The sequence below is a fragment of the Pseudodesulfovibrio karagichevae genome (genome assembly GCF_041414475.1).
Classification (GTDB): Bacteria; Desulfobacterota; Desulfovibrionia; order Desulfovibrionales; family Desulfovibrionaceae; genus Pseudodesulfovibrio; species Pseudodesulfovibrio karagichevae.
The window spans coordinates 25,943-40,980 of sequence record NZ_JBGLYH010000017.1 but is presented as its reverse complement, the minus strand read 5'-3'; the positions used below and the strand labels follow the sequence as shown (position 1 = coordinate 40,980).

Annotated in this window: 13 protein-coding genes; all 13 read right to left on the bottom strand. The window is 62.9% G+C overall.

Annotated features, from left to right (window positions below; translation table 11 throughout):
* Window positions 1-915, bottom strand: a complete 915-nt coding sequence (locus AB6M95_RS08045) for an N-acyl amino acid synthase FeeM domain-containing protein (RefSeq protein WP_371386219.1) — start codon at window positions 913-915, stop codon at window positions 1-3.
* A 354-nt stretch (window positions 916-1,269) separates the two neighbouring features.
* Window positions 1,270-2,475 carry a glycosyltransferase gene (locus AB6M95_RS08040; RefSeq protein ID WP_371386218.1) on the bottom strand — a complete coding sequence of 402 codons (1,206 nt, stop codon included), beginning with the start codon at window positions 2,473-2,475 and terminating at the stop codon, window positions 1,270-1,272.
* Between the two features lies 1 nt (window position 2,476).
* A complete protein-coding gene (locus AB6M95_RS08035; RefSeq protein WP_371386217.1) occupies window positions 2,477-3,982 on the bottom strand; it encodes a lipopolysaccharide biosynthesis protein in 1,506 nt (501 codons plus the stop codon).
* Window positions 3,979-5,097 carry a M14 family zinc carboxypeptidase gene (locus AB6M95_RS08030; RefSeq protein WP_371386216.1) on the bottom strand — a complete coding sequence of 373 codons (1,119 nt, stop codon included), beginning with the start codon at window positions 5,095-5,097 and terminating at the stop codon, window positions 3,979-3,981. Before AB6M95_RS08030 ends, AB6M95_RS08035 begins: the two co-directional genes overlap by 4 nt.
* A 7-nt stretch (window positions 5,098-5,104) precedes the next feature.
* Window positions 5,105-6,478, bottom strand: coding sequence for a phenylacetate--CoA ligase family protein (locus tag AB6M95_RS08025; protein WP_371386215.1), 1,374 nt, complete (start codon window positions 6,476-6,478; stop codon window positions 5,105-5,107).
* Window positions 6,479-7,858: a phenylacetate--CoA ligase family protein gene (locus AB6M95_RS08020; RefSeq protein WP_371386214.1), complete on the bottom strand. Its 1,380-nt coding sequence runs from the start codon at window positions 7,856-7,858 to the stop codon at window positions 6,479-6,481.
* A 47-nt stretch (window positions 7,859-7,905) separates the two neighbouring features.
* Window positions 7,906-9,033, bottom strand: a complete 1,128-nt coding sequence (locus tag AB6M95_RS08015) for a glycosyltransferase (protein WP_371386213.1) — start codon at window positions 9,031-9,033, stop codon at window positions 7,906-7,908.
* On the bottom strand, window positions 9,026-10,078 hold the full coding sequence (locus AB6M95_RS08010) for a glycosyltransferase family 2 protein (RefSeq protein ID WP_371386212.1): 1,053 nt from the start codon (window positions 10,076-10,078) through the stop codon (window positions 9,026-9,028). Before AB6M95_RS08010 ends, AB6M95_RS08015 begins: the two co-directional genes overlap by 8 nt.
* Before the next feature lie 2 nt (window positions 10,079-10,080).
* A complete protein-coding gene (locus AB6M95_RS08005; RefSeq protein WP_371386211.1) occupies window positions 10,081-10,659 on the bottom strand; it encodes an LbetaH domain-containing protein in 579 nt (192 codons plus the stop codon).
* Window positions 10,656-11,789 carry a glycosyltransferase family 4 protein gene (locus AB6M95_RS08000; RefSeq protein ID WP_371386210.1) on the bottom strand — a complete coding sequence of 378 codons (1,134 nt, stop codon included), beginning with the start codon at window positions 11,787-11,789 and terminating at the stop codon, window positions 10,656-10,658. Before AB6M95_RS08000 ends, AB6M95_RS08005 begins: the two co-directional genes overlap by 4 nt.
* On the bottom strand, window positions 11,779-12,981 hold the full coding sequence (locus AB6M95_RS07995) for a glycosyltransferase family 4 protein (protein WP_371386209.1): 1,203 nt from the start codon (window positions 12,979-12,981) through the stop codon (window positions 11,779-11,781). The genes AB6M95_RS08000 and AB6M95_RS07995 overlap by 11 nt, the downstream gene beginning before the upstream one ends.
* Before the next feature lie 26 nt (window positions 12,982-13,007).
* On the bottom strand, window positions 13,008-13,892 hold the full coding sequence (locus AB6M95_RS07990; protein ID WP_371386208.1) for an XrtA system polysaccharide deacetylase: 885 nt from the start codon (window positions 13,890-13,892) through the stop codon (window positions 13,008-13,010).
* A 14-nt stretch (window positions 13,893-13,906) separates the two neighbouring features.
* A complete protein-coding gene (locus AB6M95_RS07985; RefSeq protein WP_371386207.1) occupies window positions 13,907-15,037 on the bottom strand; it encodes a glycosyltransferase family 4 protein in 1,131 nt (376 codons plus the stop codon).
* Window position 15,038 lies beyond the last annotated feature (1 nt).

The window sequence follows — 15,038 nt, the reverse complement described above, 5'->3', positions numbered from 1 at the left end:
CTACACCGTCACCGGGTATCGCATCTGGATGTCTTCGGCGCTGTACAGCGCCTTGTGGTACAACGTCTCGATGTATTCCAGCTGCTCGGCGTTAATATTTTCCAGCAGCTCCGGGCGCACCTGGAAGAAATATCTGGCCGCGTCGTAGTCCAGGGGGATGTTCCGCGCGCCGCTGAATTTCATGTACTTGTCGACCCCGGCGTTGTGGATACGGCGGAAGAAGGTGTACAGGTCGGTTTCGAACTCCTGGTCCTTGAAGGTCTCCTCCAGTTTTTCCCAGAAGACGTCGTAATCGATGCGCAGGGCCACGGCCGGAGCGCCCACAGGACCGTAAAAACGCTCCTCGGCGAACTCCTCGAACATGAAGATGGCCTTGTAGAAGGTGACGTGCTTGGGATTGACCATGATCAGTATGTCGTTGATCTTGGCCTCCAGGGCGTACTGAAAATACGCCTTGCCCAGGAACATGAGCAGGTTGTGCCAACGCCCCTCGCTGGGGGTGGCCAGGGCGCAGATCTCGGCGACCTTGCGGCCCCGGGCGCGCAACTGGTCGATCTCCGGCTTGTACAGGGCGTCCATGGGCAGGCCGAACAGCCGGGTGTCCTCCACCTGGGTCAGGGTGGAGATGACATCCTTGTAGCTCTTGAAGGTGAAGACGCAGGTGGTGGGCAGCAGGCTGTGGATGCCGTAGTGGAGTTGCGCGGGATGGGGTTTGGTGATGTACCCCACCAGGTCGTATTCCTTGTAGACGATGTTGAACGCCTGACGATACTCGTCCAGGGTCTCCGCAATCTTGATGGCGGGCTTGTCGATATCGTCCAGTTTGTTTTTTGTCAGGGACGAACGCCGGATACGAATCGTCCGGCGCTTTTCAATAGCCTTGACGCGCTCATCGCGGCTCACCTTCTCAGCCACGGCCTCCCTCCTATATCTAAATGGAACAATAACTGTCGTGCGGATGCAATGTTCACCATGACGGTCCCGGCCCGTGGAAAACCCGTCGGCTCCTAAAAAGCATTCTGCCAGATTCAGGTACGCTTGGCTACCCGTGCACATCCGTTTTACAATAAAAAAAACGTTGCACCCGACGTAACAGAAGCAGGGTGCGCCATGCAAAAACGACGGCGCGGAGCAGGCAGATACCCTTGCGTTATGCAAAACGCCATACACAACGGTTTCAGCAAGGCCCCTGTTTCTTGACAGATAGTAAATTGATCAAATATTCCGCTTTACCACGCAACGATCCGAGGGGGCGGAAGCGCCGGTTTGCTACCGCAGCAGCGGCGAAAGAACGCGAAGCCACTCCTCACCAGTCCGGCCGACGGTTCGCCGACCGACGTCCTCGAAGGCGGCGCGAGCCATTGCCTTCCCCCTGTCCCGATCGTTCAGGACCAGCTCCACACCGTCCCGGAGCGCCTTCTCAGAATCGGTCAACGGCCGGTCGTCCCAAATGGTCAACGCGTCCAACTGCCGGGTAACGACACCCAACTCCGAAACAACGAGATCGCGGTCCGTCTCCCACGGGGCTTCGGCCCCCAACAGGATTTCGTGAACCCCCTCGTTATAGCTCGAAACGACGGGAGTTCGGCTTGCCATTGCCTCCAACACCACGTTGGGGAAGCCCTCCCAGAGGGAGGTCATCACGAAGACCTCGGATCGGGCGACCAAGACAAAGGGATTGTTCGTAAAACCGAAGAACCGCACGTGGCCGGAAACGCCGAGCTTGTCGCAAAGCGACCGCAAAGGCCGGGCGAATTCGCCTTCGCCGACAATCGCGAGATACAGGTCGTCGTGCCGCTTCCTCAGGTCGGCGAAAACACGGACAAGGGCCCATTGGCCCTTCTCGTAGCCGCAACGTCCCACGCTAATCAGCACCCGGGCGCCCGCAGGGAACGGCCACTCGCACCCCTTGGCTATGAGATCCTGTATCTTTTCGGTATTGCAGGGATTGTTGATGACGTGGATGCGCTGAGGATCGGCCCCGAAATTGTCCTGGAGATCCTGCCCGGTAAACCACGAATTCACGACAATGGCCGCGGCGCTCCGATAGACCCGGGAGAGGACCCATTCGGCCAGTTTTCTTTTGGCTCCGCTGAAGCGGAGCCCCTTGCTCTTGTTTTCCCTGACGGAAATGACTTTCTTGCCGAACAGGGACACCCTGTTCGCGATATGCATTATGTCCTTGAAGCTGAGGAAAAGACTCCCCCGGTTTCTGAACTTGTAAGAAAAGAGCTTCAGCGTGGCCAGCGCCAGCACCAGCATCTCCTTCGAAAACGAGGCGTAGGGGCCGGGGGGGAGCCCCAGCGAGACGATGCGGGCGTTCAGGGGATAGGGGCAGATGGAATCTGAAATGGTCAATATCTCAACAGGATAGTCTTTTCCCAAGGCGTCACAGATATAGTGAATGCTCCGGTCCACCCCGCCATGGCCCAGGTAGTCGACCAGGATGACGATTTTCTTCCTCTTCCGCGGCATGTCACCCCCGCCTGCCGGTGCAAAGCCGCACCAGGGACCGCACCCGCACGAAGGAGGCCAGGCAGAAGATGCCGAGCAGGAAGGCAAAACACACCCCGCATATGCCGAGCCAGACAAAGACGTTCTTCGACTCCGGCAGCGGAATGTTGCTCAAGAGGTATCCGGCCGCGCAGATCAATAGGGATTTCAAGGCGAGGAGGAGAAGAGACTTCATCGTCCGAGGCAAGGAGAATTGCCTGACCATGACGTACAGATAGACGGGCAATCTGACGACGATGAAGACCAGGGCCATGGCCAAAGCCGCCCCGAGTATTCCGTACCGCTCCGTCAAGATGTACATGCCGGCCAGAAACACGATCAGTTCCAGTACGCTCTCGACACTGATGGCCCGGACCTTTCCAAGGCCCACAAAAACGTTCATAACGACCTTGGTGTAGGAGTTGAAGAGGCCGCCGATGGTCATCACGATGAAGGCCTGGTAGATTTCCAGGACCGAGGTCTTGTTCAGCCAGGCAACCAGGAACCCCTCGCCGGCAACGCAAAACGCCACCAGAATGGACAGGGTTACCCCGAAGGCCATCTCGGCCGCGCGCAGCGCGATATCCGTCGTGTCGCCGGAAGAGGTATTGGCCGCTTCGCGGGCCACGAACGGCACCAGGACCCTTGCCCCCGACTGGATGCTCGACTCGACGTATTTGAACAGGCTGAAGGCGATGGCAAAGGATGCGGCCTTGTCCAGGCCTGCGACCGCTCCCACGATGAACGGTCCGGCCACCGACAGCACCGTATGGGAGATAGATATCATCACGAAGGCGGACCCTATCTTGGCAAGGTCCTTGTAGGTCTCCCAATCCAGATACTTGAGCCCTATCTGCCACTTGCGGGTGATCCAGACAAAGCACGCGGCCATGGTGATGATCCCGCCCAGGCCGAACACCGTGCTTATGGCCGCCAGGGGAATAATGCCGTACCCGTGCAGCACCAGCATGACCATGACAAAGGCGCCAAGCGCGCCGAAGACGATCTGCACAAGGCAGGAAATGTCATATCGCTCCATGCCCAGCAAGGCTCCGGTCAACGAATTGAACGGGAGCGAGGCCGCCACCTTGAAGGCGATGAGCAGAAAGGCGGCATTGAACTCGAAGGCGTAATTCTTGAGGTCGTACAGGCTTGCCGAAAACCGGGTAAAGATCAGGGCGCAGGCAAAGATCAGAATCCCGACGCAGATGAAATGGACCAGGGAATTCGTGATGATCCGGGCCTGCCGCATCTCGTCGTTGACGGCATTGGCTTCGGCGTACCCCCTGACCACGGACGTGCGCATACCCAGATCGAAAAACGCCACGTACCCGGCAATGGACATCACCAGGGTCCATGCGCCGTACATTTCCTCCCCGAGCCCGTTGAACAGGATGGGAGTGGAAATGAAGGCGATGACCATGGACGTGCCCAGGGCCGCCCAGTTCCACAGTACGTTTCTCCTCACCCTGCCGGCTATCATGCTCATTCCTTGCCCCGTCGGCCCGCTCGGGGCACGCCGCCATGCCGATTGTTCCGTTGACGTTTCTCCACCAATCCGGCGAAGGCCAGGACGCTGGCCCGCCCCAACCGGGACATATCCTCTATGGTCCGTCCGCCCCAGGGATACTCCAGGGCCAGGCAAAATGCCCCCGCATGCTGCATGACCCGCATCACGCCGCGGGTCTTCCGCGCCATGCACAGCGGCCTGCGCATGACGCGCCACGGCTTGTCGTGGGACCGTTGCGCATTGAGCAGCCGCCTGAACCGCATCATGTCGAGACAGTTGGCATAGCTGATCCCGTCCCGGTCCTCGTGCATCCAGTTGTGGATATCCAGATAGCCGACCACATCCTCCGTTCTCCGCAATTCGCTCAACAGGAGGACGTAGGGGTCGTCCGGCCCCACATCCCGGCAATTGTCGTAGCCCAGGCCGCCGCTCCCGCTGTACCGGCAAAGCCCCTTCCGGACGCCTTCCGGGGAGGCCACGGGCACCAGGATCCAATCAAAGGCGCGGGTCAGCTCCCCGGCGAACACCGGGTCCTCGGCGTACCTTCGGACAACCCCGTCCAGGCAATAGCTTCCGGCCGTTTCATAGGGGTGCAGCCGGCCCGCCGCAACGATGACCGGGCGGCGGCCGCCCCCGCCCTCCAGACGAAAGGCGTGAACCCCCGCCGTTTCCGCCGTACCGCCGTGAATCCGTACTTCGACCCTGTCGCGGCAGTCCTCCGCCAGCCGGTTCAGCCGATCCAGGCCATACGTCGGCAGCAGGGAAATCTCATAGCTGCCGGGAGGCTGATCGAACAGGAACTCGCAACGGGTTCCGCCGACCACGGCGCCCGGCAGGACACGCCAATCCGACGAGCCCAGCTCCGCGTAGCGGAGTATGGTCCGCAAGCGCATGTACCTCGGTTCATCCCAATCGATCGCGATCGTGAACGGAGTCGATTCCTCCACGGACAACCGGAAGCGCAACATGAACCTATAGGCGGGCCCGGCCGGATCCTCGGCGAAGGGCCGGACGACCAGCCTGCCGCCGGTCCAGCGGATGGCCTCGGCGGTATCCGGGTTGGCTCCGGGGAAATCGACGTCTGTCCTGACCATGGCGAATCTAGAGGAAGGGACTGACTTCCGAGATGCAGTACAGGAGCTTGCCCGACGCGGGCTGCTCGATCTCGTCCACGAACTTCAGCACCGCTTCCACTTCGTCGCCCAGGTACTTCCTCGCCTCGCGCCTGATGTAGTCGTCGGTTTCCGAGGCATACCCGTCCCCCTTGACGATCCGGAATTCCACCTGCTCCGGCCTGGCCTGGTAGAGCTGCATGCGCTGGACATTGGGCGCGTTGGCCGTAAGGAAAATGGTCATGGACGCCCCGGAGACGATCTTGCCGGAGGGCGTCACCAGGAAGTCCGTGACCCGGCCCCCGGAGAGCTTGATCCTCGGCAGACCGCGCCCGCAGCCGCACACGCCCGCCACGGGCGTTCCCACGTCCCTGATCCGGTAGCGGATGAGCGGCATGCCGTAGTTCAAGAGGTCGGTGATGACCACCTCGCCCAGTTCGCCGGGGGCCACCTGCTTCCCGTCCTTGACCGTTTCGAGCAACAGGGCCTCGGCATTGACGTGCATGCCGTCGTGCCGGTCGCACTCGCTGGCGATGACGCTGGTCTCCCGGCTGCCGTACCGGTTGTAGATGGGGCAGCCGATGATCCGCTCGATCTCCGCCCGGCGTGAATCCTCCAGGATCTCGGCGGTACTGATGATGGACGTCGGGGTGTAGTCGAACCTGAGGTTCCGATCCTCCATGAAACGCGCGAACAGATACATGGAATTGGCGTAGGTGATGAAAGCCCCGGGCTTCTCCCTGTTGAGGGTCTCGAAGAAATCCATCATCTTCCGCTCATCGAGCGAGGAGGTGTCCAGGAAGACGTTGCGGTATATCCACTTTTCCCGGAAGGCGTCCCACAAGTCCTCGCCCAGGGTCCGGATATCGCGGGGATGCCCCCAGACGGTCGCCTTCAGGGTGCAGACGTCGACCCCTGCCCAGCGGTTGTGCCGGATGGTGCTGGCCGCGCGGGTCGTCACCCGTTCCGGGTCCATGTAGAAGACCACGGGCTCGCCCGTGGACCCGCCGGTCATGTTCCTGACCAGGTCGTCCTTGGTCTTGTCCGTGCGGATCATCTCGTCGGCGTACCGCTGCACGTCGTGTTTGGAAACCATGGGGATCAGATGCGTGTCGTCCAGGCTCTTGAGCCGGTCGGGATGGAAGCCGTGCTCGTCCCAGCGCCGCTTGTAGAAGGGACAGAATTCGTAGCTCTCCCGGATCAGTTTCCGGAGGCGTTCGAACTGCAGGTCGCGGATTTCCCCGGCGCTCAGATACTGGGTCCGCTCGAACTCTTTGACATACGCCGCACTGTATTCGCCATCCTTCCAGGTCCAGAGGGGATGGATGACATGCTTATGGAACGTTTCAAAAAGATTTCGCATCTAAGCCTCCGCTTCTCGGCTTTCCGATTCCAGTTCGCGGGGATCGAACTCCCGCTTGCAAAACAACAGCTTTCCGGACCGCTCACGGGGGATGGATTCCACTTCCTGAAAAACGACCTCGTTTTTCTGCCCCATGAAGTCTTCCAGGCGTCCGACAAGCCACTGCCGGGCGTCTTCCCCATATCCTTGACCGGGGATCACACGCACCAGGAATTTGGTGTAATCTTTCTGAATAATCTGCATTTCCCGAACCAACGAGTCGTCCTTGATGATCCGGTTGGTGAAGGCCACGCCCGGCACCTTGCGGCCCGAGAGGCTGACGAACACCTCGGCGGTCCGTCCCTTGACCGGGGACAGCCGCGGCAGGCTGCTGCCGCAGGCGCAGGGCGTCTCGTCCAGGCTGGACAGATCGCCCGTGGCGTACCGCAGCATGGGCATGCCCACGTTCCACAGGTCCGAGATGACGATCTCCCCGCCGCCGATTTCGTCCCTGTCCTCAAGGACCTCGACGTACAGGCCGTAACTGTTGACGTGCATCCCGTCGTGGGCCCCGCATTCGGTGGCGACCCGGCCCGCCTCCCTCGACCCGTACCATTCGTGGACCTTTCTGCCGAAGGCCTTCTCGATGGTCGCGCGCGCGGAATCGGTCAGGGGCTCCGCCGTGCAGGTGATGGCCGGGACATCAATCCTGACGTCGTTCTCCAGCATGTACTCCGCGAGGATGCGCAGGGGGGTCGGATAGGCCTGGATCAGGGCCGGACGGGTTCGCTGCAATTGTTCGCAATAGCGCTGCAGCGTCTGGCCGTCCAGGGACTCGGTCGTGTAGAATTTGTTCCGTTGGACCAGGGCGTTCAAGAGCTTCCGCTTCAGCGAGACCTCGGCCGGGAAGTCCTGGCTCGCGCCCCACAGGAAGCCGCCCCGCATGCCCGGCATGAAGCCCACCCAACGGTCGAAGACCATGGTGGCCGCGTGGCGTCTCTGGACCGAGTCCCAGTCCATATGGATCTTCATGGGCGAGGCCGTGGTCCCGCCGGTCGCGGATTCGCGAAGGCCGTCGAGCGGAAAGCGTTTGTTGACGAGCCGCCCGCCCTGCTCCCTGATGATGTCCTTGGTCAGCAGCGGGATGCGTTTGAACTCCTCCCAGGTGAGGGTCGCCGGGTTCAGGCCGAGATCCGCGAACACCCCGGCGTAATACTCGGTGTTCTCCACGGCGTCGGCGGCCACGGCCCGTATCCGGCCGAGCTGGTATTCCCGGATTTCGGGCAGGGAACCGGCGATGACCCGGGAGACCTCCCGCATATAGGCGTAACGCTTGCTGCCCTCGTACCGTGCGTACAGCGGGGCGGCGACCCTTGAGGCAAAATAATCCATCAACTTCATGGCAACACATCCTCCCGTCGGGCTGACAGGCTCCTCCCGCGCGAATCCTAGGCGGAACGGGGTCTCAGCAATTCATCGTACAACGTCATGTAGCGTTCGGTTATCCTTTCCGGATTCTGCTCCGCAAAGAGCGCTTCCCGCCGCGCGGCAATCGCCTCCGGGTCATACTCGCCCCGTGCCATCCTGATAACCGATTCGGCGAGCGCCTGCACGTCGCCCGGCTGAAAAATGTATCCGGTTTTCCCGGACTCGATCAATTCTGCGCAGTTGCCCACATCGGTGCAGGCCACGGGCAGTCCCGAGGCCATGTACTCCAGCACCGCGCTGGGCTGGCTCTCGAAGTCGGAGCAGAGCACCGCGCTGTCCATGGCGCGCAGGATGCGCGGCACGTCGGAACGCGACCCCCAGAAGACGACGGCGTCTTCCAGTCCCCGGCGAGCGACCAGCTCCCGTATCTCCGCAGTCCCGTTCCCGTCTCCCACCAGATGGACGACCGCGTCGGGCACGGACTCCCGGACCAGAGGCAGAGCCTCGACCAGCAGGTCGAGCCGCTTGATGGGCCGGATGTTGGCCACGGCCACCACGGCATGGCCGCCTGCAGCCATGCCCAGGGATTCACGGCAGGCGGCCCGGTCCTCCCGCGCGGCCGAGCGGAACCGCTCGGGGTCGATGGCGTTCGGGACGACCAGGACGCGGGACGGGGCGGCGCCCTCCTTCTCCACCGTGGCCGCGGCCACCAGGCTGGAATTGGCCAGGAACCGGCCGGGGATGCGGTTGACCTGGCGGATAAAGAATCTCGACGCCCATCCTTCCCAGCGGTGGTCGCCGCGTCTGGACGTGACGATCGCCCTGACGCCCGCCAGACGGGCGGCGATCACGCCGATGTAGGAGGCGTCACGCAGGTAGGCGTGGACCACCGAGGGACGCTGTTCCCGGAGCCAACCGACCAGCCGCCCGAAGCTCCGGCAGCCGCCCAGGCTCTTCAGCGTTTGTATCCGGGGAGAAAACGTGGGGCAGCCTTCGAACGCCTCTATCCAGGACGTCGGCTGGAGCGCGCAGAGCACCGGCTCGTACCGCGTCCGGTCCAGGCTGAGGATCAGGTCCACCAATTGCTTCTCGGTGCCGGAATACGGGTTGACGATCCTGTCCGCGACAAAGACGATCTTCTCAGGCATGGCCCTGCTCCCGGCCGCGGCTTGCGCGGGCCTTTCCGGCTCCGGCGAAGAACTCCTTCAGAAACCCGATGCCCAGGCCGAAGTGAATGACGAAAAAGATGCCGGGCAGGTACCGCGCGTACCGCCATCCGGCCTCGCGGCAACTCGCGACGGTCTGGATCGCGACCAGCAGAGCGTAGGCCCCGAAGCCCAGGACCGCGGGCCACAGCGTCCAGGCGGGCAGCAGTCCGGCCGTCACGGCCACGGCCAGGCAGCAGGCGGCCAGGACCGCGCCAGCGAACACGGGCGGGACGAGCGTGTTCAGCGACAGCGTCTCCGGGTGCTTGCGCCAGAGGCGGCAGCGCCCTTCCCCGTAACGGCGCATCTGCCGATACAGACCGCCGAGGCTCTCGCGGGGATAATAGAGCACCGCGAGTTCTGGGCTCATGAAGGCCGTGAGCCCCGCCTTCTCCACCCGATAATTGAACTCCACGTCCTCGCAGGCGTCGAACAGCTCGTCCACGTACCCGACCGCGCCGAAGACCTCCTTGCGGTACATGGCGCCGTTGCTGACCGGACTGATGAAGCCCGCATGGTCGGAATAGATGAGCGAATCGCCGCCGTGCCCTATGCGCGCGGCACGGGCCAGGGCCACGGCCCGCTGGAACACGGAGATGCCCTCCGGGGCCAGGGGCTGGGCCCGCCCCAGGGCGTCGGCACCGCTCTTTTCGAAGGCGGCAGCGATATCGCGCAGCAAGGTCACGGACGGGATGGAGCAATGCCCGTCAATGACCACGAAATAGTCCCCGCGTCCGCTCTTGAAGCCCACGTTGCGGCCCGAACTGGAACGTCTCCCGGGGTTGTCCAGGAGCCTGACCGCAGGGTGCCCGGCAGCGATCTCCCGGACCGACTCGCGGGTCCGGTCCGTGGACCCGCCGTCGCAGACCAGGATCTCGTACGCCGCCTCCGGGTAGTCCTGGTGGATCAACTGCTCCAGGGTCTCGCCGATGAAGCGCTCCTCGTTGTAGACCGGGATGACGACAGTTATGAAAGGCAAGGTCTCCACGGCTACCGGTCCCCTATCGTTTTCAGGATCTTCGCCGGATTGCCGGCCACCACGACCCGGTCCCCGAAATCCTTGGCGACCACGGACCCGGCTCCGACCACCACCTGACTGCCCAGGTTGGACATGACGACGGACCCGTTGCCGATCCAGCAGTTCCGGCCGATGGAGATCTTCTCGAACTCGCCGCCCTGCTGTTGGATGGGAACATCCAATTGTTCGAAATTATGTTGCTTTTTCCCGCTCAGGAGCGAGACCTGGCTACCGATGGTCACATGGTCGCCCATGTCCACCATGCCGATGATGCAGTACGCCCCGATGTAGCAGCCGTGCCCAAAGGACGAGGCCCGGTGGGAATAATAAGAACCGAAACCGATCTCCCCGCGCGTGGAGCAGCGCTCCAGGGTCTGGGCGTAGTACGCCAGGCGCAGGAAGCTCCCGGTCAGGCCTGGAACCAGGGCCAGCAACTGCCCGAAAAACACGAACGATCGGTTGCCGCCCGCGACCTTGACCACCAGAATGGCGGGCAGGACAAGCAGAGTCGCCGCCAGCATGACCAGCTTTCTCGCCAGGCACCGCATCATCGCATCCCCCCATTTTTCACCAGGGAGCCGTACAGCTCCCGGTACAATTCGGCTTGGCGGGGATACGTGAAATCCCTGGAGACCATGTCCCTGCCAGCGGACCCCATCCGCTCGCGCAACGCTTCATCCCGGCCCAGGGACAGCAGGCGTACGGCCAGCCCCTCCACGTCCCCCACCTCAACGAGAAAACCGCTCTCCCCGTCGCGGACCAGCTCCGGGGTTCCGCCGACGCTTGTGGCCACCACGGGTGTGGAGCAGGCGAACGCCTCCAGGACCACGTTCGGCAATCCCTCGGTCAGGGAAGGGAGGGTGAAAATATCGGTGGCCTGCATGACCTCCACCATGTCCGACCAGAAGCCCGGCAGCAGGAAGCGCCCTTCCAGCCCGGCCTTGCGGCACTCCGCCTCCAACTCGCCGCGCAGGACGCCTTCTCCGAAGACCGCGAAATACACATTGTCCATCTCCGGCACGATCCGCTCCGCGGCCTGGAGCAGCATCCGCTGGTTCTTCTCCGGGCTGAGCCTTCCGGCCGTGGACACCAGGATGGCGTCGGCGGGGATGTCCAGCCGCGCCCGGACGTTGTTCGTCCCCAGACCGCACCAATTGCCGACATCAATGCAGTTGTGGATCACGGAGACCTTGTCGGCCCGTACCCCGCAGGCCAGAATCTTGCGCCGTTGCCCGTCCGACACCGCGACCACGTGATCCGCGAAATGCAGAAAGACCTTGTCCAGGAACTCGAAGAAACGGATCTTGAGACTCTCCATGGTCCACCCCCGGGAAACGGCGATGGTCGGGATGCCCAGCCGCCAGCAGGCCAGCCTGCCGAAGATGTTCCCCTTGTGCCCGTGGGTGACCAGCATGTCGGCCCCGGCCTCGCGCAGCACGCGGATGATCCGGGTGATGTTCTTCGGGCTGAACGGGGACATGACCGGCAGGGTCAGGCAGGAGAGTCCCTGCTCCTCGGCCCGGAGGCGCAGGTCGTTGGGACGACCCGGCTCCTCGTAGCAGACCAGGATCATCTCGTAGGCGTCGGACTCCATGCGCTTGAAATGCTCGAGAATCTGCCGCTCGGGCCCGCCCACGAAGTTCGAGTCCCGCAGATGGACGATGGTGACTTTATCCGGCACGGGCATGCTCCACTGCGGCGCTCCAGGCCGTGTCCAGGGTCCGGGCTATGGCGTCCCAGCCATAGGACCCGAGGACCTTTTCTCGGCCCGTGCGGGCCAGACCGGCATATTCGCCGCCCGCCCGGAGCACGTCCGTGACGGCCCGGGCGAACTCCCGGGGGTCGTCCCTGAGCAGGAGATGCTTCCCGTCGTCCAAGTCCAGCCCCTCCGCGCCCACGCGGGTGGACACGACCACCTTGGCCATGGCCAGCGCCTCCAGTATCTTCAGGCGCGAGCCGCCGCCGATGCGCAGCGGGACCACGTAGACCGAGGCGGCGTCGATGTATCCCCTGACGTCGTCCACGGTCCCGGTGACCACCACGCCGGGGACCTGCTCCCACTGGGCCCTGAGCCTGTCCGGCGGGCAACGTCCCACGACGTAGAACTCCGCGTTGGGCTCCTGCTCCCGAATCAGGGGAAAGATCTCTTCCACGAAGTGGGAGACGGCGTCCTGGTTCGGGCGCCAGTCCATGGACCCGGTAAAGACGATGTTGCCCAGCGCGGGTTCCTCGCCGCCGGGCTTGAAAAAGGTTTCGTCCACCCCGTTGGGCACGACGGTCACCCGCTCCGGGGCCGTGTACCGCCGAAAAAAATCCGCGTCGTTCTCGGACACGCAGACCACTTGGTCGTACCTGCCGGTCACCTCCCGCTCATAGGCGGCCATCTTTTTCCATTGCGGGTAGATATAGGCCTTTTTCAGCGGGTTGCGTTCGGTGTCGAAATACCGGCCCCAGATCTGGGACTCGACGTTGTGGGTGGACAGGACCGTGGGGAAATGGCCCAGCAGGGAGCGGATGTTCTCGGTGTATGGGGTCCATTCGCAGTGGACCAAGTCGATGCGCTCCCGCTCGACGATCTCGCCTATGCGCTGGATCATCCCCGGCGAATGGTGGCGGGAAACGAGGTAGGGTTTGGGAGAGGCCAGGTTCCACAGGAGTTCCATGTAAAACCGGAGCCCGGATTTGTCCGTGAAGGCCTTGTCCACGGGATGGCAGCGGATGTTGGGGCAATTCGGGAACACCTGGTCCTCGCCGTGGTAGACGTAATGGATCAGGTGATCGTCCTGCAGCCTGGACAACAGATTGTATGTTCGCAGACGCTTGCCCGTGTTGGGCGGGTAGGGGAAGTCTTCATCAATGACAAGGACATTCATCGCGCACTCTCCACCGTCATCGCCCGCTAGAGCGTCATTGCCGCCAAGACATCCTTTACCGGGGCGAATCGATATTTGCCAAGTAATTTCTGCAACTTTCCCCAGGTACGGCTCAAGTTGACATAATGCCGGAAGCGCGATTTGAGGCCGGCGCCGGATATCCTCGGCTGGTCCGGATCGATCTCCCAGGGGTGAAAATAGACCACGCCCGGCATCCCGTCGTCGAAGTTGATTCGGCGCAGGGCCCGATCGATCATCCCGAACGGGAGCAGCCGGAAATAGCCGCCGCCGGAAAACGGGAGGTCCAGCTTCCTGCCCAGGAACCGGAACGGATAGGTGGTAATGGGAAATTCCCTGATGCTCCCCTTCTCGCGCTCCACGAGGTAGGGAAAACGCGGCGAATTGGGGATGCCGTAGACGTCGTGGTAGATGGGGAACACGCTGGAATCGTAGGTGAACCCCTCGTCGATCAGAATGTCCCAGGCCCACATGGACTTGTGCGTCACCGAGTAGCTGGGCGCGCGGTAGCCGTGGACCGCCACCCCAGCGATGTCCTCGAGCATGCCCTTGGCCCGGTGGATGTCATCCCTGAACACCTCGGGCCCGATCTCGAAGACCAGTTGGTGGCCGTAACCGTGGCAGGCGAGCTCGTGCCCGGCTCCCACGATCCGGCGGATCAGGTCCGGGTCGCGCTCGGCCACCCAGCCCAGCGAAAAAAATGTGCTCTTGACGCCGAACTCGTCGAAGAGATCAAGCACTCGCCGGGTGTTGTCCCCGGCCCTGAACGGATAGGAATCCCAGTCCGCCGGGTCGATGACGCTCTTGAACGCGCCGACCTGGTAATAGTCCTCCACATCCACCGACATCGCGTTGACCAACAGGCCGCCATTGTCCGGCATCGTCGTTCCCATGCTCCTTCCTTTCCTCACCGGGACGTCCGCTCTGCCGCCATTTCGGCGAACAGCCGCTTCATGCCGTCAGCCGTCTTCTGCACATCATACCGTTCGACGGCCACGCCTTGGTACTCCCGGAACACGGCGCCGAGATCTTCAGCCATCAACCGGCGCATCGCCCCGGCCAACGCCTGCCAGTCCTCGGGCGGGAAGGTCAGGGCCGGAGTGTCGCGCACGACCTCGCGCAATCCGATGCAGGTCGAGGCGGCCAGAGGCTTTCCCGAAGCGAGGGTTTCGGCAGCCAACAGACCAAACGCCTCCCAGCGCGAGGGCATAAGCACCCCGTCGACCAGGTTCAGGACATCCCTCGGGTCGCTCCGGAAGGGAATCAACAGGAACCGATCCTCCAGGCCGGACTCCGCGATTTGCCTGCGGTACACGCCGATGTAATCCCCGGAGCCGCAACAGACCACGACGGACTTGCCGAGATCGCCCCGCTCCTTGATGTCGCGCACGGCCTTGATGACCAGATCCAGGCCCTTCTGGGGCATGAACCTTCCCAGAAATCCAAACAGGTAGGCGTCCCCATCCAGGCCCAATTCCCGGCGCAAGGCATCGGCATTCCCCTGGTAAGAGGCAAACCGCTCCGTATCGATGCCGTTGGCGACGACGACCTTCCTATTGCGGCTCCGCGCCAGTGACGGAACCTTTTCCAGGAGATGGGCCAGGATGTCCTCCCCCACGCCGTGGACAACGTCCACATGGGTGACCACCCAGCCGAGCAGCCATTTCTTGACCTTGCCCACGACCCCGGACAGGAAACGCTCCTCGACGATACCGTGGACGGTGAGCACATGCGGAACGCGACTGAGCCCCCCCCCGAGACAGGCGCTGCTGGCCGAAAGGAAACCGTGGCTGTGCAGGACGTCGTACCCGCCGCCGGCCAACTCGCGGCGCACGGCCCGGGCCAGGCCCAGGGCGCTGTTGTCGCACTGCACCAACCGGCCGCCATAGGCCTCGACGTCCTCGCGCAGGGCGTCGTTCTCCGGCCCGGTGCTGGCAACGAGCGTCACGTCCGCGTCGCTCCCCAGGCGGGAATAGACGTAGCGCATGTACGTGCGAATGCCGCCCAGAGGGAGACGCGAAACGGCAAGGATCCTCATG